The following is a 19,728-nucleotide window of genomic DNA, read 5'->3' on the forward strand; positions in this document are numbered from 1 at the left end:
CACGCCGGGGCACCCCCGAGGGCGCGCTATTCGACCGTGACCTGGCTGAGGGTCGTCGCGGTCACCGGGGCGCCGTCGGTGCCCCCGCCCTGCACGCCGCCGGCGACGATCTGCGACTGCAGCTGGTCGAGGCCCGAGGTCACGGTGCCGAGCACGGTGTAGCCGCCCGCGGCATCCTCCGGCAGCGTCGTGTCCTGGTAGACGACGAAGAACTGGCTGCCCTGGCTGTACGCGTCCCCGCCCTGACGAGCCATCGCGATCGTGCCCGCGGGGTACACGCCGTCCTCGGGCGCGTTCTCCACGGGGCCATAGCTGTACCCCGGGCCGCCCGTGCCGTCGCCGTTCGGGTCGCCGCACTGCAGCACGAAGAGACCCTCGGTCGTGAGCCGGTGACAGCCGACGCCCTCGTAGAAGCCGCTCTGGCTGAGGCTGACGAACGACGACACCGCCTGCGGCGCGGCGGCGCCGTCGAGCGTGAACTGCAGCTGCACGTCGTTCAGGTTCATCGACCCGGTCCACTCGCGGTTCTCGGCGAGGGCGGGGTCCGGCACGTCGCCGGTGTTCGAGCCGGCCTCGGGAGACGCGGATGCCGAGGGCGACGCCGACGCGGACGGGTCGGCCGCCGGGGTGCCGGGCCCGGCCGTGAAGTAGACGACCTGCGTGATCGTCGCGAGCGTCGCGACGGCGACCACGCCGACCGCGATCACGATGTTGTCGCGCCGCCGGCGGCGCACCTGCGCCTCGTGGACCCCCTGCCGGGCACGGTACGTGCGGAGGCGGCGACGCGCCTCGCGGGCTTCCCGGTCCTGGTTCCTGTTCGCGGGCATCGACGTCCTTCCGGTGGGGCCGGGGTGCGGCCGACGCATACCCTAACGTGTCGCCCCCTGCGCCTACAGTTGACGCCATGTCGGCGCAGCAGGGACTCCGCGCGGGGGCGACCCCGCTCGCCGTGCGCATGCGCCCGCGCAGCCTCGACGAGGTCGCCGGGCAGAAGCACCTGCTCGGACCGGGCTCGCCGCTGGTCGCGCTCGCAAGCGACACGACGGGGGAGCGGGGCGCCGTCTCCGTCATCCTGTGGGGCCCGCCGGGCACGGGCAAGACGACGCTCGCGCAGGCGATCGCGCACAGCTCCGGCCGCCGCTTCGTCGAACTCTCCGCCGTGACCGCCGGAGTGAAGGACGTCCGTCAGGTGATGGACGAGGCGCGCTCGTCCCGCGACCTGTACGGCCTCTCCACCGTGCTCTTCCTCGACGAGATCCACCGCTTCTCCAAGGCGCAGCAGGACGCCCTCCTGCCCGGCGTCGAGAACGGCTGGGTCATCCTCGTCGCGGCGACGACCGAGAACCCGTCGTTCTCCGTCATCGCTCCTCTTCTGTCCCGCTCGCTGCTCCTCACGCTGCACCAGCTCGAGGACGACGACGTCGGGATGCTGCTCGACCGCGCCGTCGCCGACGAGCGCGGGCTCGCGGGCGCGGTCGAGCTCGACCCGGAGGCGCGCGCCGCGATCGTGCGACTCGCCTCGGGCGATGCACGCCGGGCGCTCACCTCGCTCGAGGCATCCGCTGCCTCCGCCGTCGCCGCTCACGAGGGCGACGAAGAGGAGACGCCGGTCATCACGAAGGAGATCGTCGCGGCGGCCGTCGACCGCGCCCTGCTGCGCTACGACCGGCAGGGTGACGAGCACTACGACGTCATCAGCGCGTTCATCAAGTCGATCCGCGGCAGCGACGTCGACGCCGCGATCCACTACCTGGCCCGCATGATCGAGGCGGGGGAAGACCCCCGCTTCATCGCCCGCCGGATCATCGTCAGCGCGTCGGAGGACATCGGCATGGCCGACCCCAACGCGCTGACCGTCGCCGTCGCCGCGGCGGACGCCGTGCAGTTCATCGGTATGCCCGAGGGCCGCATCCCCCTCGCCGAAGCCGTCGTGTACCTCGCGACCGCGCCCAAGTCGAACGCTTCGTACACGGCGATCGACCGGGCGCTCGCGGATGTCAGGTCCGGGCGCTTCTCGCCGGTGCCGCCGCACCTGCGCGACGCGCACTACCCGGGCGCGAAGCGGCTCGGCCACGGCAAGGGTTACAAGTACTCGCACGACCACGAGCACGGCGTCGCGGAGCAGCAGTACCCGCCGGACGTGCTCGTCGGCGTCAATTACTACGAGCCCGGCTCGAACGGCAACGAGCGCGACGTCGCGGCGCGTCTCGAGCGGCTGCGGAAGATCGTCCGGGGTCGCTGACGCACCGGCGTCCGTCTGCTAGTCTGGTCGCTGCTGAAAACCGGGACGGATGCGTGCGGCTGCGCCGAAGTCCCCGGGATGGGTGGGGACCTGTAGCCGGTCCGCTCCCGCCAGCGAATCCCTCTGACTTCACCGGGTCTTCCTCCGCGCGTCCACGCGTGGGCGCGGGACGCCCCGGTCACCAATCGTCGGATCATTTCAGTAAGGACCCTCAGTGGCACAGAACTCCCGCACCCGCAGCAAGACGCGTCTCTCGCGCGCGCTCGGCATCGCCCTCACCCCGAAGGCGGCCCGCTACCTCGAGAAGCGCCCCTACGCGCCGGGTGAGCACGGCCGCACCAAGCGCAAGGCCGACAGCGACTACGCCGTCCGTCTGCGCGAGAAGCAGCGTCTGCGCGCTCAGTACGGCATCCGCGAGGCCCAGCTCCGCACCGTCTTCAACGAGGCCCGCCGCACCGCCGGCCTGACCGGTGAGAACCTGGTCGAGCTGCTCGAGATGCGTCTCGACGCGCTCGTGCTCCGCGCCGGCTTCGCCCGCACCACCTCGCAGGCCCGCCAGCTGGTCGTGCACCGTCACATCCTCGTCGACGGCCAGCTCGTCGACCGCCCGTCGTTCCGCGTGAAGCCGGGTCAGCTCATCCACGTCAAGCCGAAGAGCGAGTCGCTCGAGCCCTTCCAGGTCGCGGCCGCCGGCGGTCACGCCGAGGTGCTGCCCAAGGTTCCGGGCTACCTCGAGGTCGAGCTCGACAAGCTGCAGGCCCGCCTCGTGCGTCGCCCGAAGCGTGCCGAGGTCCCGGTCTCGGCCGAGGTCCAGCTCGTGGTCGAGTACTACGCCGCCCGCTAAGCGGAAGGCGTAGTACAGCGCGCCGCAGCAGCGGCGGCGCGCGGACGACATCGTCTACGCCGCCCGCTAAGCGGAAGGCTCAGCGGTCTCACGCCGCTATCGTGGAGCGGGTCGCCTTCGGGCGGCCCGCTTCCGCCGTTAACCAGGGGGTCTCCATGTCGATCGGGGAGCTCGCCGGCCTCATCGCCGCCTGCGCCTTCGCGCTGCTCGTGATCGTGCTCGCCGTGCCGCTGCTGAAGCTCGGCCGGCTGCTCGATGAGACCCGCGAGGCGGTCGAGGAGCTGAGCGACGGCATCGGCCCGATTGTCGACGAGGCCGCGACGGCCATGACCGAGGCGAACCGCCAGCTGCAGCGCGTCGACACCATCACGACGGATGTCGCGGAGGTCACGACCAACGTCTCGAGTCTCGTCGCGGTGACCGCCGCGGCCGTCGGCCGCCCGCTCATCTGGGTCGCCGGCGCCACGAGCGCCGTCTCCGGCGCGCTCGCGGGCCTCGGGCTCGGCTCCCGCGCGGGCGGCCGACGGACCTCCCCGCGTACCGATCGCTAAGCTTGCTGCGCCGGATCAACCCGCCGCGGAACGGAGACTCGAGATGAGAAGTGCGCTGCTCGTCGCGCTCGGGGTCGGGATCGGCTTCGCCGCCGCCCACCAGTTCAACAAGACCCCGCAGGGCGCACAGTTCTTCGAGGACGTCCGCACGCGCGCGCAGGAATTCGGCGACGCCGTCGTCGACGGCTACAAGGCCCGCGAGGCCGAGCTGAAGGCCTCCGCCACCGAGGCCGCCAGGGCCTGATCCTCCCAGTCGTCCCGCCGCGTCCTCCGCGGCATCGCTCTCCCGTGCCCCGGCACGGTCGTCCTACAGGAACCCATGCAAACCGCTGAAATCCGTCGCCGCTGGCTCGACTACTTCGGTGAGCGCGGCCACACCGTGGTCCCCTCCGCGTCGCTCGTGAGCGACGACCCCTCGCTGCTCTTCACGGTCGCGGGCATGGTGCCCTTCGTGCCGTACCTCACCGGACTCGTGCCCGCGCCGTTCCCGCGCGCGACGAGCGTGCAGAAGTGCATCCGCACCAACGACATCGAGGAGGTCGGCAAGACCCCTCGCCACGGCACGTTCTTCCAGATGAACGGCAACTTCTCCTTCGGCGACTACTTCAAGGAGGGGGCCATCGGCTACGCCTGGGACCTCCTCACCCGGAGCGAGTCCGACGGTGGCCTCGGTTTCGACGAGCGCGACCTCTGGGTCACCGTCTACGAGGACGACGACGAGGCGATGAACCTCTGGAAGAACATCGCGGGCCTGCCGGAGGAGCGCATCCAGCGCCTCGGCCGCGACACGAACTACTGGTCCACGGGCCAGCCCGGCCCCGCCGGCCCCTGCTCCGAGATCTTCTTCGACCGCGGCCCGGCCTACGGGCGCGACGGCGGCCCGGCGACCGACGACGACCGGTACGTCGAGATCTGGAACCTCGTGTTCATGCAGTACGCGATCGACGAGGTGCGCTCGAAGACCGAGTTCCGCATCGTCGGCGACCTGCCGAACAAGAACATCGACACCGGCATGGGCCTCGAGCGGGTCGCGTTCCTCAAGCAGGGCGTCGACAACATCTACGAGACCGACCAGCTGCGCGCCGTCATCGACGTCGCCCAGGAGCTGAGCGGCCACCGCTACGGCGCGAACCACGACGACGACGTGCGCATGCGCATCCTCGCCGACCACGTGCGTTCGTCGCTCATGCTGCTCTCCGACGGCGTCACCCCGTCGAACGAGGGCCGCGGCTACATCCTGCGCCGCCTCATGCGTCGCTCGATCCGCTCGATCCGGCTGCTCGGCGTCGACACCGCGACGTTCCCGGAGCTCTTCGCCGCGTCGCGCGACGCGATGAAGGCCTCGTACCCCGAGGTGGAGCACGACTACGACCGGCTCTCGCGCATCGCGTTCGCCGAGGAGGACGCGTTCCTCCGCACGCTCGCGAGCGGCTCCACGGTGCTCGACGTCGCCGTGGGCAAGGCGAAGGATGCCGGCGGGCAGACGCTCCCCGGCGACACCGCGTTCCTGCTGCACGACACCTACGGCTTCCCGATCGATCTCACCCTCGAGATCGCCGAGGAGGCGGGGCTCGCGGTCGACCGCGGCGCGTTCGACAAGCTCATGACCGAGCAGCGCGCGCGGGCCAAGGCCGACGCGAAGGCGAAGAAGACCGCCCTCGCCGACCTCTCCGTCTACAGCGACCTCCGCGCCCAGGGCGAGACCGTCTTCACGGGCTACGACTACCTCGAGACCGAGAGCACGATCCTCGGCATCATCGTCGGCGGCGAGAGCGTGCAGAAGGCCTCGGCGGGCGACATCGCCGAGGTCATCCTCGCCGAGACCGCGCTGTACCCCGAGTCCGGCGGCCAGGAGGCCGACCAGGGGTCGATCGTGGGACGCGGCTTCGACCTCGAGGTGCTCGACGTGCAGCGCCCGGTCAAGGGCCTCATCAGCCACCGCGTGCAGGTGCGCTCCGGCGAGGTCGCCGTCGGCGACGAGGCGACCACCCTCGTCGACCGCGACTACCGCCGCGGCGCGACCCAAGCGCACACCGCGACCCACCTCATCCACGCGGCCCTGCGTCAGGTGCTCGGTCCCGACGCGCACCAGGCGGGGTCGTACAACCGCGCCGGCTACATGCGCCTCGACTTCAACTGGAGCCAGCCGCTCAGCGCCGAGACCCGCAGCGAGATCGAGGAGATCTCGAACGACGCGATCCGGCAGAACCACGAGGTGCAGACGCGGATCATGCCGCTCGACGAGGCCAGAGCGCTCGGCGCCATGGCGCTGTTCGGCGAGAAGTACGGCGAGACCGTGCGCGTCGTCGACATCGGCGGCCCCTGGTCACTCGAGCTCTGCGCCGGCACCCACGTGTCCCGCTCGAGCGAGGTCGGCCTCATCGACCTCGTGAGCGAGTCGTCGATCGGCTCGACCGCCCGCCGCGTCGAGTCGCTCGTCGGCGCCGACGCCTTCCGCGAGTTCGCGACCGAGCGCGCGCTCGTCGCGCAGCTCACCTCGTCGCTCAAGACGCCGAAGGACCAGCTGCCCGACCGCATCTCCGAGCTCGTCGCCAGCCTCAAGGCGGCCGAGCGGCGCATCGCCGAGTTCGAGGCGCAGCAGCTCACCCAGCGCGTCCCGGCCCTCGTGCAGACGGCCCGCGCCGTCGGCTCGGTGCGCGCCGTCGTGGAGAACGTCGGCGCCCTGAAGAGCGCGGACGAGCTCCGCACGCTCGCGACGACCGTGCGCCAGCAGCTCGGCGCCGAGGCATCCGTCGTGGCCCTCGCCGGCATCGTCAACGAGAAGCCGGCCGTCGTCGTCGCGACGAACGACGCCGCCCGCAAGGCCGGCGCGAAGGCCGGAGCCCTCGCGAAGGTCGCGGCCGGCGTGCTCGGCGGCGGCGGCGGCGGTAAGGACGACCTGGCGCAGGGCGGCGGCGCGGATGTCACGCGCATCGGCGACGCGCTCGTCGCCGTGTCGCAGGCGCTGCCCGCCTGATGCGCAGCGGGGTGCGGCTCGGGGTCGACGTCGGCAAGGTGCGCGTCGGCCTCGCCGCCTCCGACCCGCACGGCATGATCGCGACGCCCATCGCGACGCTGCAGCGGGGCGAGAGCCCGATCGCGGCGATCGTGCGCGAGGCGGAGGAGCGCGACGCGCTCGAGATCCTCGTGGGGCTCCCGCTCTCGCTGAGCGGCGGGAGCACCCCCTCGACCGACGACGCCGTCGGGTTCGCCCGCGAGCTCGCGGCCGCCACCGAGCGCCCGGTGCGGTTGATCGACGAGCGTCTCACGACCGTCTCGGCCCAGTCGCAACTGCGTCAGGCCGGCCGGTCGGCCAAGCGCCAGCGGTCCGTCGTGGACCAGGTGGCCGCCGTTATATTGGTGCAGCACGCTCTCGACTCGGAGCGCTCGAGCGGACGCCCGCCGGGCCGGCCGGTCGACTGACCCCTCGACGCAAGGACGCAAGGAACCGACGTGGCCGACGAGCCGAGCTGGGAATCCATCTTCACCGAGCAGGCCGACGAGCCTCGCCGCCCGGTCCCCACGACCACGAGCCCCATCCCCACCGGGGAGACGCTCAGCCGCCGCGAGCGGAAGGCGCGGGAGAAGGCCGAACGCCGTCGCCGCGACGAGGACACCTACCGTCCGAAGCGCCGCCGCCGCTGGGTCTTCCCCGTCATCGCGCTCGTGCTCGTGCTCGCAGTCTTCGGCGGGGCCGCGTTCGCCGGCTGGACCCTCTTCGAGGACCGCATCCGCGAGGCGCTCGGCTGGGAGGAGCCCAACGACTACGCGGGCGAGGGCTCCGGCGAGGTCACGATCGCGATCGTGCCCGGTGACGTCGGCTCCGACGTCGCGCGCACCCTCGCCGAGAACGATGTCGTCATGACATCCGAGGCCTTTTACGACCTGCTGCTCGAGGAGGGCGACGTCTCGTTCGAGGCCGGCTACTACCTGATGCGGCAGAAGATGAGCGCCCGTGCGGCGCTCGAGCTGCTGACCTCGGGCGAGAACCGGGTCTCCGCGGCGGTCACGATCCCCGAGGGCATCACCGTCGCGTCGATCCTCAACCGCCTCTCGGAAGGCACTGACACGCCGCTCGCCGACCTCGAGGCCGCCGCCGCCGACTACGGCTCGTACGGCCTCCCGGCCGAGGCACCAAACCTCGAGGGCTATCTGTTCCCGGCGACCTACGAGTTCGACCCGGGCACGGCGCCCCGCGACATGCTGCAGATCATGGTCAACCGCATGTTCCAGTCGCTCGACGCGGCGGGCGTGCCGGCGGAGCAGCGGCACCAGATCGTCACGAAGGCCTCGCTCATCCAGCGCGAGGCGCGGCTGACCGACGACTTCTACCGCGTCTCCCGCGTCATCGACAACCGCATCGCGCAGGGCATGCCGCTGCAGTTCGACTCGACCGCGCACTACGGCGCCGGCTCCGACCTCAGCAGCGTCTTCACGACCGACGCCGAGCGCGCCGATGAGAACCCGTACAACACGTACGTGATCCAGGGGCTGCCGGTCGGCCCGATCTCGGCGCCGGGCGACCTTGCGGTCGACGCCGCGATGCATCCGGCCGACGGCTCGTGGCTCTACTTCGTCACGATCAACCTCGACTCCGGCGAGACCGTGTTCTCCGACACGCTGTCGCAGCACAACGCCGCCGTCGAGCAGTTGCAGGAGTGGTGCGCCGCCAATGAGTGCTGAGCCGCGCCGGCTCGCGGTGCTCGGTTCGCCGATCGGGCACTCGAAGTCGCCGGCGCTGCACGCGGCCGCGTACCGGGTGCTCGGGCTCGACTGGGAGTACTCAGCGGTCGAGGTGACCGAGCACACGCTCCGCGGCTTCCTCGAGGGCACGGATGACTCGTGGCGCGGGCTCTCGCTCACGATGCCGCTCAAGCGCACCGTGCTTCCCCTGCTCGACCGGCGCGACGACGTCGTCGACCTCACCGGCGCGGCCAACACCGTGCTGTTCGAGGACGACGGCAGCCGCTCCGGCTTCAACACCGACGTCGCCGGGCTCGAACGCGCCTTCGCCACCGCCGGCGTGCACGTCGTGCCGCACGCGGTCGTGCTGGGCGGCGGGGCGACTGCGGGCTCCGCCATCGCGGCCCTCGCCCGGCTCGGCGCGCAGAGCGTCGTGCTGCGGCTGCGGCGACCGGATGCCGCGGGCGAGCTCGTCCACCTCGCCGAGGCCGTCGGCGTCCGGCTCACGGTCCTCCCGTTCGGCGAGCCCGACCCGGAGGGCCGCACGGCCGACGCGGTCGTCGGCACGCTGCCGGCGGGCGCGGAGGTCGAGCTCGCGGCGGGGGAGCGGCCCGGGGAGGCATCCGTCTACTTCGAGGTCGCCTACGACCCGTGGCCGACGCCGCGCGCGACGGCGTGGCAGCAGGCGGGCGGCATCGTGATCCCCGGCATCGAGATGCTCGTCGAGCAGGCGCTGCTGCAGGTGCGGATCTTCGTCGCGGGCGATCCCGCGACGCCGCTGCGCGACGAGCTCGAGGTGCTCGCGGCGATGCGCGCGTCTCTCGGCCTCTGAGCGCTGTGGGAGGATTGCAGCCATGCTTCGCTGGCTGACCGCAGGGGAATCCCATGGCCCCGAGCTGATCGCCGTGGTCGAGGGGCTCCCCGCCGGAGTCCCCGTCTCGCTCGACTCGGTTCGGGCGGACCTCGCCCGTCGGCGCCTCGGCTACGGCCGTGGCGCGCGCATGAAGTTCGAGGCCGACGAGCTGCACGTCTCCGGCGGCGTCCGGCACGGGCTCACCCTCGGCGGGCCCGTCGCGCTGCGCATCGGCAACACCGAGTGGCCCAAGTGGGTCGACGTGATGAACCCTGAGCCCGTTCCCGCCGAGAAGCTCTCCGGCGGCCGTGGAGCGCCGCTCACCCGCCCCCGCCCCGGCCACGCCGACCTCGTCGGCATGCAGAAGTACGGCTTCGACGAGGCGCGCCCCGTGCTCGAGCGCGCGAGCGCCCGCGAGACCGCGGCCCGCGTCGCGCTGGGCGCCGTCGCCCGGTCGTTCCTCGGCGAGCTCGGCATCGAGCTCGTCTCGCACACCCTCTCGATCGGGCCCGTGCGGGTGCCGGAGGATGCCCCGCTGCCGCGCCCGGCGGATGTCGCCGCGCTCGACGCCGACCCGCTGCGCTGCTTCGATGCCGCGACCTCCGCGGCGATGGTCGCCGAGGTCGACGACGCGCACAAGACCGGCGACACCCTCGGCGGCGTCGTCGAGGTGCTCGCGTACGGCCTTCCGCCCGGGCTCGGCTCGTACGTGCACTGGGACCGCCGGCTCGACTCGCAGCTCGCGGCCGCGCTCATGGGCATCCAGGCGATCAAGGGCGTCGAGGTCGGCGACGGCTTCCTCACCACGACCCGCCGCGGCTCGCAGGCCCACGACGAGCTCGTCACCGACGGCAGCGCGATCTCGCGGCTCAGCGACCGCGCCGGCGGCATCGAGGGCGGCATGACGACGGGCACCGTGCTGCGCGTCCGCGCCGGCATGAAGCCCATCGCGACCGTGCCGCACGCGCTCCGCACGGTCGACGTGTCGACCGGCGACGCGGCCCCCGCGCACCACCAGCGCTCCGACGTCTGCGCCGTGCCCGCAGCCGGCGTCGTCGCCGAGGCGATGGTCGCGCTCGTGCTCGCGAACTCGGTGCTCGAGAAGTTCGGCGGCGACTCGGTCGCCGAGACCCGCCGCAACCTCGACGCGTACCTCGCCGCGATCCCCGCCAACCTGACCACGACGGCCGCGGCGGCGCACGAGATCCTCGGCTGACGTGGGCGCGAGCCTCGTCCTGATCGGGCCTCCCGCCGCCGGCAAGACCCGGATCGGCAAGCGCGTCGCGAAAGAGCTCGGCGTCCCCTTCGTCGACACCGACGCCCGCATCGTCGCCGCACACGGCGAGATCCGGCGCATCTTCGAGGAGCACGGCGAGGAGCACTTCCGCGCCCTCGAGCGCGCCGAGGTCGAGCGGGCACTCGCCGAGGACGCCGTCGTCGCGTTCGGCGGGGGAGCCGTGCTCGACGAGCGCACGCAGCGCGATCTCGCGGACGTGCCCGTCGTGCTGCTCACCGTGTCATCCGACGCCGTCGCCGCCCGCATCGGCGGCGACTCGCGCCCTCTGCTCGCGCAGGGCGGCATCGACGCCTGGCGGGAGCTCTACGAGCGCCGCCGTCCCATCTACGAGCGCCTCGCCGACCTCACGGTCGACACGTCGGCGCGCCCCATGCAGACTCTCGCGAAGGAGATCGCCCAGTGGTTGAGAACCAGGTGACCACCGTGCCCGTCACCGTCGGAAACGGCGGCTACGACATCACGGTCGGCCGCGACATCCTGACCCAGGGCATCCGCGACGGCCTCGGCCAGAAGGTCGCGAAGGTGCTGATCATCCACGCGCCGACCCTCGGCGCGCGGGCCGAGAAGCTCCGCGAGGAGCTGAGCGACCGCTACGAGGTGCTGCTCGCCGAGATCCCGGATGCCGAGGGCGCGAAGCGCATCGAGGTCGCCGCCTTCTGCTGGCAGATCATGGGCCAGACCGACTTCACCCGCACCGACGCCGTCGTCGGGCTCGGCGGGGGAGCGACCACCGACCTCGCGGGCTTCGTCGCGGCCACCTGGCTGCGCGGCGTGCGCCTCGTGCAGGCGCCGACCACCGTGCTCGGCCTCGTCGACGCGGCGATCGGCGGCAAGACGGGCATCAACACGGCCGAGGGCAAGAACCTCGTCGGGGCGTTCTACGCGCCCGCCGCGGTCGTCGCCGACCTCGCCCTGCTCGACACGCTGCCGCGCAACGAGATCCTCGCCGGCTACGCCGAGGTCGTGAAGGCCGGCTTCATCGGCGAGACCGAGATCCTGGACATCGTCGAGGCTGACGTCGAGGCCGCGACCGATCCGACGACCCCGCAGTTCCGGCGCGCGATCGAGCTCGCCATCCGGCTCAAGGCGCGCGTCGTCAGCGAGGACTTCACCGAGGCGGGGCTCCGCGAGATCCTCAACTACGGACACACGCTCGGTCACGCGATCGAGCACACCGAGCGCTACCAGTGGCGGCACGGCGCGGCGATCTCGATCGGCATGGTCTTCGCGGCCGAGCTCTCGCGACTCACCGGCTCGCTGAGCGACGCAGAGGTCGACCGGCACCGCAGCATCCTGACCTCGCTGTCGCTGCCGACGACGTACCCGCTCGCCCGGTGGAAGACCCTGCTCGCCGCGATGCAGCGCGACAAGAAGGCGCGCGCGGGCATGCTCCGTTTCATCGTGCTCGACGCGATCGGCCGGCCCTCCACCCTGCAGGGCCCCGAGGAGTCGCTCCTCTACGCGGCCTACTCCGAGCTCGCGGACTGACCCGCGCGTCCGTTCAGCAGGGAGTCCCCGCCGCGCTCATCGCCGGGCCCCGGATCCGCCGACGCGCGGTCGTCGCAATGGCGCGTGCTTCCGATGCGGATGCGTCGCCGACCGCTGTCGCGGGTGCCGCGCGACATCGCTCGGCATGCGCGACAGGGGTCGGCGTGGGGTGGAATCACTCCTCCTGCACAGCCGACCACCCGAACGACCGGCTCACCATCGCGGGCGGCCGGACCCGGCGGCTCGGCCGGCGGCGGATGCTGCCGGCGTGGCAGACATCGCGCTCGACCAGATCGTGTTCACCCGCACGCTGCTCACCGCGGGTGACCGAGCGGCGTTCTACCGGCGTGCCGCCGATGGCGACTACGTGTCGCTCGCCCGAGGGGCCTACGCCGGTACCGCCGATCTGGCAAGGTGCCTTCCCGAGGAACGTCACCGCGCAGCGGTGCTCGCCCTGTCGGCGCTGCGCCGCGACCTCGTGTTCTCCTCCGTGTCGGCGGCCCTCGTCTGGCGGCGTCCCTGGGTCGGGGCGCCGCCGAAGAAGCCGCACGCGCTCGCACTCGGCGCGACCTCGGGCCGCTCGACTGCCGGCATCACCCGCCACGTCGCCGCGGCCGACGAGGCACGGATCGACGTGCACGGGATCCTGGTGACGCCGCTCGCGCGCACGCTGGTCGATGCCGCCCGTCACACCACCCTGCCGTCGGCCGTGGCGATGCTCGACCACGCGCTGTCGCCCGCGAACCCGGCGGAGACGTGGCCCGCGTCCGCGCGTTGCACCCGCGAGGACCTGGCAATGGAGCACGAGCGGGGCAGCACCCGCGGTGGGGCGCGGGCACGGCTCGCAATCGGAGCCGCCTCCGGCGCCTCCGGGTCGCTCGGCGAGTCGGTGTGCCGGGTACTGATCGCGCAGCTGGGCTTCCCGGCCCCGGTACTTCAGCAGGAGTTCCGCGACGCCGACGGGCTGATCGGCTACACCGACTTCTTCTGGCCGGAGCTCGGGCTCGTCGTCGAGTTCGACGGGCGCGCGAAATACCTGCGCGACGAGTACACCTCGGGGCGGAGCCCGGGCGAGATCGTGCTCGCCGAGAAGCGCCGCGAGGACCGGTTGCGCGCGCGCGGGCTCCGCGTGATCCGCCTCGACTGGGAGGAGCTCCGGCATCCTGAGCGCGTCGCCGCCCGCCTCGAACGCGCCGGCCTCGTGCGTGCTCACGTCAGTGCGCCGCAGTGGTTGCGCTGACCGTCGTCGCACGCGCCGAGCAATGTCACGCGGCGCGTGCGACAGGGCGCGACTTCCCGCCGGACGTTATGGCGCGGCCGCGCGACCGGCGGATGACGCGGGGTCAGTAGGGTGGGAGCCATGCAGAAGGTGCTCGTGCTCAACGGCCCGAACCTCGGCCGGCTCGGGAGCCGCGAGCCCGACGTCTACGGCGGCGGCACGCTCGCCGACCTCAAGGAGCAGCTCGAGGCCGACCACCCCTCCGTCGAGGTCGACCTGCGGCAGACCGACGACGAGGGGCAGCTCATCGGCTGGCTGCACGAGGCCGCCGACGCGCGCACGCCCGTCATCCTGAACCCCGCCGCGTTCACCCACTACTCCTACGCGCTGCGCGACGCCGTCGCGATCGTGACCAAGGCAGGCGTGCCGCTCGTCGAGGTGCACATCTCCAATCCGCACGCGCGCGAGGAGTTCCGGCACACGAGCGTCATCTCCGGCGTCGCCACGGGCGTCATCGCCGGGTTCGGCTTCGACTCCTACTCGTCGGCGCTCTGGCTCATTCGCCGCCGCTCGAACTGACCGGGTACGATTCTGTGTCGCCTTACGGCGACCTTACCGACTACCGAATGGACTTCCTCCCCGCATGGCTTCCACCAATGACATCCGCAACGGCGTCGTCCTGAACCTCGACGGCCAGCTGTGGTCGGTCGTCGAGTTCCAGCACGTCAAGCCGGGCAAGGGCGGCGCCTTCGTGCGCACCAAGATCAAGAACGTCACGAGCGGCAAGGTCGTCGACAAGACGTTCAACGCGGGCGCGAAGGTCGACTTCGCGAACGTCGACCGCCGCGAGATGCAGTACCTCTACACCGACGGCGACGGCTACGTGTTCATGGACACGAGCGACTACGACCAGGTCACCGTCTCGAGCGAGGTCGTGGGCGACGCCGCCAACTACATGCTCGAGAACCAGAACGTCACGATCGCGCTGCACGACGGCACCCCGCTCTACGTCGAGCTCCCCGCCTCCGTCGTGCTCGAGGTCACCTACACCGAGCCCGGCCTGCAGGGCGACCGCTCGACCGGTGGCACCAAGCCCGCGACCGTCGAGACCGGCTACCAGATCCAGGTCCCGCTGTTCCTCGAGACCGGCACCAAGGTCAAGGTCGACACCCGCACCGGCGACTACCTCGGCCGCGTCAACTAGTGAGCGCCCGATCCAAGGCGCGTAAGCGCGCGATCGACATGCTCTACGGCGCCGACCTGCGGGGCCAGTCGCTCGCCGACGTGCTCGTCGTCGAGGCGAAGCGCGCCGAGGAGAACCCGCAGCGCGAGTCGTCGTGGCTGTACGCCCGGGAGATCGTCGCGGGCGTCGACGAGCACCGCGACGAGATCGACGAGCTCATCGAGACGTACGCGCAGGGCTGGACCCTGAAGCGGATGCCTGCGGTAGACCGCGCGATCCTGCGCATGGGTCTCTGGGAGCTGCTGTTCAACCCCGACGTGCCCGACGCCGTCGCGATCTCCGAGGCCGTCGAGTCGGCGACGGTGTTGAGCACGGATGACTCGGCGGGCTTCGTCAACGGCCTGCTCGGACGCATCGCGCAGACCAAGCCCGCCGCGCAGTAGCGAGCACACCGCGACGCCCCATTGCGTCGCGTTACAGCGGGTTGCGCTGCGTTACGCCTCACGTTGAGCGCGGTGTTCGCGGCTCTCTAGGTTCGACCGCGTGACCTCGACCACCGCTCTCCCCGTCTCGTTCCGGGGCGTGGGCCGGGCCTTCGGCACCGCCCGCGTGCTGCGCGACGTCGACCTCGACGTGGCGGCGGGGGAGATCGTCGCCATCCTCGGCCCCTCCGGCTGCGGCAAGTCCACGCTCCTGCGAAGCGTGAGCGGACTCGACGCCCCGAGCGAGGGCGCCGTCTCGATCGCCGGCACGGCGGTCGGGCCCGTCGATCAGCGCTGCGCCGTCGCGTTCCAGGAGCCGCGCCTGTTGCCGTGGCGCTCCGTCGAGGCGAACGTCGCCCTCGGTCTGCCGCACGGCACCGCCAAGGAGCCCGGTCGCCGCCGCGTCGCCGAACTCCTCGAGCTCACGGGACTCGCGGATGCCGCGCGCCGCCGCCCCCGCGAGATCTCCGGCGGCATGGCACAGCGCGCCTCCCTCGCCCGTGCGCTCGCCCGCGAGCCCGGCGTGCTCGTGCTCGACGAGCCGTTCGGCGCGCTCGACGCCCTCACCCGGCTCCGCATGCAGGATCTCCTGCTCGACGTGCACGCCGCGGTGCCCACGACCGTGATCCTCGTGACCCACGACGTCGACGAGGCCCTCGTGCTCGCCGATCACGTCGTGCTGCTCGGCACCGACGGCGACCTTCCCGGCGCGACCGTGCGCCGCGTCGTGCGGGTGCCGGGCGCACGCCCCCGCGACCGCGGGGCCCCCGAGCTCGTCGACCTCCGCGCCGAACTGCTCGCCGGCCTCGGCGTGCCCGCGCACCACACCGCACCGTCCACCGCCCAGCTCAGTCATCAGGAGACAGCATGACCACCACAGCCTCCCGCCTCCTCGCCGCCGCGGTCGCGGCCCTGTCGACCGTGGCCCTCGCCGGCTGCTCCGCAGGCGAGAACGCCCCGGCCGAACCCGCCGCGGCGGCCGGCTCGGAGTGGAGCACGACGAGCCTCGACATCGACTTCGCGACCTACAACCCGCTGAGCCTCGTCATCAAGGATCAGGGCTGGCTCGAGGAGGAGCTCGGCGACGACGTGACGGTCACCTGGACGCAGTCGGCCGGCTCCAACAAGGCGAACGAGGCGCTCCGCGCCGGCGCCATCGACGTGGGCTCGACGGCCGGCTCCGCCGCGCTGCTCGCCCGCTCGAACGGGTCGCCGATCAAGGCGATCGAAATCTACTCGCAGCCGGAGTGGGCCGCGATCGTCGTGCCCACCGGCAGCGAGATCACCTCCGTCGAGCAGCTCGCCGGCAAGCGCGTCGCCGCGACGAAGGGCACCGACCCCTACTTCTTCCTGCTGCAGTCCCTCGAGGAGGCGGGTGTGCCGCTCGACCAGGTCACGATCGAGAACCTGCAGCACGCCGACGGCAAGGCCGCGCTCGAGAACGGCAGCGTCGACGCGTGGGCCGGACTCGACCCGTTGATGGCGACGAGCGAGGCCGACGCCGGCTCGACGCTCCTCTACCGCAACATCGACTTCAACACCTACGGCTTCCTCAACGCGACCGAGGACTTCCTCGAGCAGTCGCCGGATGTCGCGCAGGTCGTCGTCGACACGTATGAGCGCGCCCGGGAGTGGGCCGCCGACAACCCCGAGGAGACCGCGGCGATCCTCGCCGAGGTCGCGGGGATCGACGAGTCGATCGCGACGGCCGTGCTCGAGCGCACGAACCTCGCCGTCAATCCGGTGCCCGGGGAGGCGCAGCGCTCGGTGCTCGAGGTCGTCGGCCCGATCTTCGTCGACTCCGGCGACGTCGCCGACCAGGCCGCGATCGACGCCGCGCTCGAGTCGCTCTTCGAGCCCGTGTACGCCGAGGAGGCGTCGGCCGGATGACGGTCGTCGCCACCGACGAGACGGGCCGCGCCACCCCGGTCGTGAGCGGCTACGGCCCGTCCTTCGCCGAGCAGCAGCCGCCGCGGAACGAGCGCCGCTCACCGCGGCGGCTGCCGCGCGGGCTGCGCATCGCGCTCGGCGCGATCCTGCCGCTGCTGCTCCTCGCGGCCTGGCAGGTCGCGACGGCGTTCGTGCCGGCCTACCGGCTCCCGTCGCCGGCGTCGGTCGTTCTCGCCGGGGTCGACCTCGCGCAGCGCGGCCTCCTCGGCGTGCACGTCGGCATCTCGGTGCAGCGGGTGCTCCTCGGCTTCGCGATCGGGGCCGCGGTCGGGCTCGTGCTCGGCGCGCTCATCGGCCTCAGCCGTTGGGCTGACGTGCTGCTCTCGCCGACGATCAGCGCGTTCCGCGCGGTGCCCTCGCTCGCCTGGGTGCCGCTCATCGTGCTCTACATCGGCCTGCAGGAGAACGGCAAGGTCGCGATCATCGCGATCGGCGCACTGTTCCCCGTCTTCACGACCGTCGCCGGCGCCCTCCGTCACGTCGACCGGCACCTCGTGGAGGCGGGCCGGGCGTTCGGGCTCCGCGGCGTGTCGCTACTCGCCCAGGTGCAACTCCCCGCGGTCGTGCCCGCCGTAGTGTCGGGTCTGCGGCTCGCGCTCGCGCAGTCGTGGCTGTTCCTCGTCGCCGCCGAACTGCTCGGCTCGTCGATGGGCCTCGGCTTCCTGCTGACGGACTCCCAGTACAACGGCCGGCTCGACCGGCTCTTCCTCACGATCATCCTGCTCGCTGTGTTCGGCAAGGCGACCGACGCCGTGCTCGGCGTCGGCGAGCGGGCGCTGCTGAAACGGTGGACATGACGACGATCTCGAACCTGCTCGACGAGCGGCGGCGCTTCCCCGCCCCCGCCGATTTCGCGGCCGACGCGAACCTCGGCCCGGAGGCGTGGGCCGAGGCGGAGCTCGACCCCATCGCCCACTGGGAGCGCGCCGCCCGGCGCCTGCAGTGGGACGAGGAGTGGCACACGGCGCTCGAGTGGGAGCCGGCGACCGAGCAGGCCGACGGCACCCTGAGCGTGCCGCGCGCGGCCTGGTTCGTGGGCGGCCGGCTGAACGTCGCCGTGAACTGCGTCGACCGGCACGTCGAGGCGGGCAACGGCGCCAAGATCGCGCTGCACTTCGAGGGGGAGCGCGGCGACCGCCGCACGATCACCTACGCCGACCTGCAGCGCGAGGTCGCCAGAGCCGCGAACGCGCTCACCGCGCTCGGCGTCGGCAAGGGGGACCGCGTCGTCGTCTACCTGCCCGTGATTCCCGAGACGGTCGTCATCACCCTCGCCATCGCCCGGATCGGTGCCGTGCACTCGCTCGTGTTCGGCGGCTTCTCGGGCGAGGCGGTCCGCTTCCGTGTCGAGGACACCGGGGCCAAGCTGCTCGTGACGAGCGACGGGCAGTTCCGGCGCGGCACCGCCGTCGCCACCAAGCCGAACGCCGACCACGCCGTCTCCGGCGACAACGCGATCGAGCACGTGCTCGTCGTCCGGCGCACCGGGCAGGACGTGCCGTGGACCGAGGGCCGCGACGTCTGGTGGCACGACGTCGTCGACACCGCCCCCGACGAGCACACCCCGGAGTCGTTCGACGCCGAGACGCCGCTGTTCATCATGTACACCTCGGGCACCACCGGGAAGCCCAAGGGGCTCGTGCACACCTCCGGCGGCTATCTCACGCAGGCGTCGTGGGCGCACTGGGCCCACTTCGACGCGAAGCCCGACGACGTGCACTGGTGCACCGCCGACCTCGCCTGGGTCACGGCGCACACGTACGAGCTCTACGGGCCGCTCTCCAACGGACTGACCCAGGTCATCTACGAGGGCACCCCCGACACCCCGCACCGCGCCCGGCACTTCGAGATCATCGAGCGCTACGGCGTCACCACCTACTACACGGCGCCGACCCTCATCCGTACGTTCATGAGCTGGTTCCCCGCCGGCATCCCGGGCCCGGATGCCGGGGGGTTCGACCTCTCGAGCATCCGCCTGCTCGGCACCGTCGGCGAGGCGATCAACCCGGAGGCGTGGGTCTGGTTCCACGAGAACGTCGGAGCCGGGCGGGCGCCCATCGTCGACACGTGGTGGCAGTCGGAGACCGGCGCCGCGATCGTCGCGCCACTGCCGGGCGTGACGACCCTCAAGCCCGGCTCGGCCACCCGGCCGCTGCCCGGGCTCAGCGCGCTCGTCGTCGACGACGCGGGGGAGGAGGTGCCCCGCGGTGCCGGTGGCTACCTCGTGATCGACCGCCCGTGGCCGGCGATGGCGCGCACGATCTGGGGCAATCCCGAGCGCTACCGCGACAGCTACTGGGCCCGCTTCGCCGACCGCGGCTACTACTTCGCCGGCGACGGTGCGAAGTACGACGAGGACGGCGACATCTGGGTGCTCGGCCGAGTCGACGAGGTCATCAACGTCTCCGGCCACCGGCTGTCGACGATCGAGATCGAGTCGGCGCTCGTCTCCTCGCCCGTCGTCGCCGAAGCCGGGGTGACCGGCGTCGCCCACGACGTGACCGGGCAGACCATCGTCGCGTTCGTGATCCCGCGCTCGACGGCGAGGCCCGAGCCCGACGACGTCGCAGGCTGGCGGGCGCTCGGCACGGAGCTGACCGAGTCGCTGCGCTCGCACGTGGCGGCGGAGATCGGGCCCGTCGCGAAGCCGTCGCGGATCGTGCCCGTGCCCGACCTGCCGAAGACCCGCTCCGGGAAGATCCTCCGGCGAATCCTCGCCGACCTCGTCGAAGGGCGTGCCCTCGGCGACACCACGTCGCTGCAGGACCCCGCCTCGATCGACCGGATCGCCGCGATCCTCACGCCCTGATTCCAGGGGCCGGCCGCATCCCAGCCGGCCCGCCCGCTCTGCTCCCTTGCACCGACCGCGACGGATCCTCAAGGTTTCCGCATGGTCCTCCAGAGACTCTCGCTCCACCGAAGTCGGCGACGCCCGA

General features: G+C 72.1%; 20 protein-coding genes. 19 read left to right on the forward strand and 1 reads right to left on the reverse strand.

Annotation, left to right across the window (positions count from 1 at the left end; translation table 11 throughout):
* Nucleotides 1–26: 26 nt before the first annotated feature.
* Nucleotides 27–827: a peptidylprolyl isomerase gene (locus JUB10_RS11165; protein ID WP_207456731.1), complete on the reverse strand. Its 801-nt coding sequence runs from the start codon at nucleotides 825–827 to the stop codon at nucleotides 27–29.
* 77 nt (nucleotides 828–904) lie between these two features.
* On the opposite strand from JUB10_RS11165, the gene JUB10_RS11170 reads away from it, so the two are divergent.
* The 19 genes from JUB10_RS11170 (at nucleotide 905) to acs (ending at nucleotide 19,601) form a co-directional block, all read left to right on the forward strand.
* Nucleotides 905–2,242: a replication-associated recombination protein A gene (locus JUB10_RS11170; protein ID WP_207456733.1), complete on the forward strand. Its 1,338-nt coding sequence runs from the start codon at nucleotides 905–907 to the stop codon at nucleotides 2,240–2,242.
* Nucleotides 2,243–2,456: 214 nt separating this feature from the next.
* Nucleotides 2,457–3,086, forward strand: a complete 630-nt coding sequence (gene rpsD, locus JUB10_RS11175) for a 30S ribosomal protein S4 (RefSeq protein ID WP_207456734.1) — start codon at nucleotides 2,457–2,459, stop codon at nucleotides 3,084–3,086.
* A 155-nt stretch (nucleotides 3,087–3,241) separates the two neighbouring features.
* On the forward strand, nucleotides 3,242–3,637 hold the full coding sequence (locus JUB10_RS11180) for a DUF948 domain-containing protein (protein ID WP_207456736.1): 396 nt from the start codon (nucleotides 3,242–3,244) through the stop codon (nucleotides 3,635–3,637).
* A gap of 43 nt (nucleotides 3,638–3,680) precedes the next feature.
* Entirely contained in the window at nucleotides 3,681–3,881 is a 201-nt protein-coding gene (locus JUB10_RS11185; RefSeq protein WP_207456738.1) for a hypothetical protein, read from the forward strand.
* Nucleotides 3,882–3,956: 75 nt separating this feature from the next.
* Nucleotides 3,957–6,614: an alanine--tRNA ligase gene (alaS, locus tag JUB10_RS11190; RefSeq protein ID WP_207456739.1), complete on the forward strand. Its 2,658-nt coding sequence runs from the start codon at nucleotides 3,957–3,959 to the stop codon at nucleotides 6,612–6,614.
* On the forward strand, nucleotides 6,614–7,060 hold the full coding sequence (gene ruvX / locus JUB10_RS11195; protein WP_207456740.1) for a Holliday junction resolvase RuvX: 447 nt from the start codon (nucleotides 6,614–6,616) through the stop codon (nucleotides 7,058–7,060). Before alaS ends, ruvX begins: the two co-directional genes overlap by 1 nt.
* A gap of 30 nt (nucleotides 7,061–7,090) precedes the next feature.
* Complete coding sequence (gene mltG / locus JUB10_RS11200) at nucleotides 7,091–8,320, forward strand: endolytic transglycosylase MltG (RefSeq protein WP_207456741.1); 1,230 nt, start codon at nucleotides 7,091–7,093, stop codon at nucleotides 8,318–8,320.
* Entirely contained in the window at nucleotides 8,310–9,152 is an 843-nt protein-coding gene (locus JUB10_RS11205; RefSeq protein WP_207456742.1) for a shikimate dehydrogenase, read from the forward strand. The genes mltG and JUB10_RS11205 overlap by 11 nt, the downstream gene beginning before the upstream one ends.
* 22 nt (nucleotides 9,153–9,174) lie before the next feature.
* Complete coding sequence (aroC, locus tag JUB10_RS11210) at nucleotides 9,175–10,389, forward strand: chorismate synthase (protein ID WP_207456743.1); 1,215 nt, start codon at nucleotides 9,175–9,177, stop codon at nucleotides 10,387–10,389.
* Between the two features lies 1 nt (nucleotide 10,390).
* A complete protein-coding gene (locus JUB10_RS11215) occupies nucleotides 10,391–10,888 on the forward strand; it encodes a shikimate kinase (RefSeq protein WP_207456744.1) in 498 nt (165 codons plus the stop codon).
* Nucleotides 10,870–11,958, forward strand: coding sequence for a 3-dehydroquinate synthase (aroB, locus tag JUB10_RS11220; RefSeq protein ID WP_307859200.1), 1,089 nt, complete (start codon nucleotides 10,870–10,872; stop codon nucleotides 11,956–11,958). The genes JUB10_RS11215 and aroB overlap by 19 nt, the downstream gene beginning before the upstream one ends.
* 268 nt (nucleotides 11,959–12,226) lie before the next feature.
* Complete coding sequence (locus tag JUB10_RS11225; RefSeq protein WP_207456745.1) at nucleotides 12,227–13,198, forward strand: PDDEXK family nuclease; 972 nt, start codon at nucleotides 12,227–12,229, stop codon at nucleotides 13,196–13,198.
* A 120-nt stretch (nucleotides 13,199–13,318) separates the two neighbouring features.
* A complete protein-coding gene (locus JUB10_RS11230; protein WP_207456747.1) occupies nucleotides 13,319–13,756 on the forward strand; it encodes a type II 3-dehydroquinate dehydratase in 438 nt (145 codons plus the stop codon).
* A 64-nt stretch (nucleotides 13,757–13,820) separates the two neighbouring features.
* Complete coding sequence (gene efp / locus JUB10_RS11235; protein WP_207456748.1) at nucleotides 13,821–14,381, forward strand: elongation factor P; 561 nt, start codon at nucleotides 13,821–13,823, stop codon at nucleotides 14,379–14,381.
* Nucleotides 14,381–14,803 (forward strand): transcription antitermination factor NusB, encoded by a 423-nt coding sequence (gene nusB, locus JUB10_RS11240; RefSeq protein WP_207456750.1) that lies wholly within the window; start codon nucleotides 14,381–14,383, stop codon nucleotides 14,801–14,803. Before efp ends, nusB begins: the two co-directional genes overlap by 1 nt.
* A 100-nt stretch (nucleotides 14,804–14,903) precedes the next feature.
* Nucleotides 14,904–15,713 (forward strand): ABC transporter ATP-binding protein, encoded by an 810-nt coding sequence (locus JUB10_RS11245; RefSeq protein WP_307859201.1) that lies wholly within the window; start codon nucleotides 14,904–14,906, stop codon nucleotides 15,711–15,713.
* On the forward strand, nucleotides 15,710–16,732 hold the full coding sequence (locus JUB10_RS11250; RefSeq protein ID WP_207456752.1) for an aliphatic sulfonate ABC transporter substrate-binding protein: 1,023 nt from the start codon (nucleotides 15,710–15,712) through the stop codon (nucleotides 16,730–16,732). The genes JUB10_RS11245 and JUB10_RS11250 overlap by 4 nt, the downstream gene beginning before the upstream one ends.
* A complete protein-coding gene (locus JUB10_RS11255; RefSeq protein WP_207456754.1) occupies nucleotides 16,729–17,589 on the forward strand; it encodes an ABC transporter permease in 861 nt (286 codons plus the stop codon). Before JUB10_RS11250 ends, JUB10_RS11255 begins: the two co-directional genes overlap by 4 nt.
* On the forward strand, nucleotides 17,586–19,601 hold the full coding sequence (gene acs / locus JUB10_RS11260; RefSeq protein WP_207456756.1) for an acetate--CoA ligase: 2,016 nt from the start codon (nucleotides 17,586–17,588) through the stop codon (nucleotides 19,599–19,601). The genes JUB10_RS11255 and acs overlap by 4 nt, the downstream gene beginning before the upstream one ends.
* The last annotated feature ends 127 nt before the right edge of the window (nucleotides 19,602–19,728 follow it).

Source organism: Desertivibrio insolitus, assembly GCF_017355965.1.
Lineage (GTDB): Bacteria > Actinomycetota > Actinomycetes > Actinomycetales > Microbacteriaceae > JAFIQW01.

Excerpts from the sequence above, each read along its gene's own strand:
- aroC (WP_207456743.1), top strand. The coding sequence starts at position 9,175 with ATGCTTCGCTGGCTGACCGCAGGGGAATCCCATGGCCCCGAGCTGATC.
- acs (WP_207456756.1), top strand. The coding sequence starts at position 17,586 with ATGACGACGATCTCGAACCTGCTCGACGAGCGGCGGCGCTTCCCCGCC.
- JUB10_RS11255 (WP_207456754.1), top strand. The coding sequence starts at position 16,729 with ATGACGGTCGTCGCCACCGACGAGACGGGCCGCGCCACCCCGGTCGTG.
- JUB10_RS11180 (WP_207456736.1), top strand. The coding sequence starts at position 3,242 with ATGTCGATCGGGGAGCTCGCCGGCCTCATCGCCGCCTGCGCCTTCGCG.
- alaS (WP_207456739.1), top strand. The coding sequence starts at position 3,957 with ATGCAAACCGCTGAAATCCGTCGCCGCTGGCTCGACTACTTCGGTGAG.
- ruvX (WP_207456740.1), top strand. The coding sequence starts at position 6,614 with ATGCGCAGCGGGGTGCGGCTCGGGGTCGACGTCGGCAAGGTGCGCGTC.
- JUB10_RS11185 (WP_207456738.1), top strand. The coding sequence starts at position 3,681 with ATGAGAAGTGCGCTGCTCGTCGCGCTCGGGGTCGGGATCGGCTTCGCC.
- JUB10_RS11230 (WP_207456747.1), top strand. The coding sequence starts at position 13,319 with ATGCAGAAGGTGCTCGTGCTCAACGGCCCGAACCTCGGCCGGCTCGGG.
- JUB10_RS11205 (WP_207456742.1), top strand. The coding sequence starts at position 8,310 with ATGAGTGCTGAGCCGCGCCGGCTCGCGGTGCTCGGTTCGCCGATCGGG.
- JUB10_RS11250 (WP_207456752.1), top strand. The coding sequence starts at position 15,710 with ATGACCACCACAGCCTCCCGCCTCCTCGCCGCCGCGGTCGCGGCCCTG.
- efp (WP_207456748.1), top strand. The coding sequence starts at position 13,821 with ATGGCTTCCACCAATGACATCCGCAACGGCGTCGTCCTGAACCTCGAC.
- JUB10_RS11165 (WP_207456731.1), bottom strand. The coding sequence starts at position 827 with ATGCCCGCGAACAGGAACCAGGACCGGGAAGCCCGCGAGGCGCGTCGC.
- JUB10_RS11170 (WP_207456733.1), top strand. The coding sequence starts at position 905 with ATGTCGGCGCAGCAGGGACTCCGCGCGGGGGCGACCCCGCTCGCCGTG.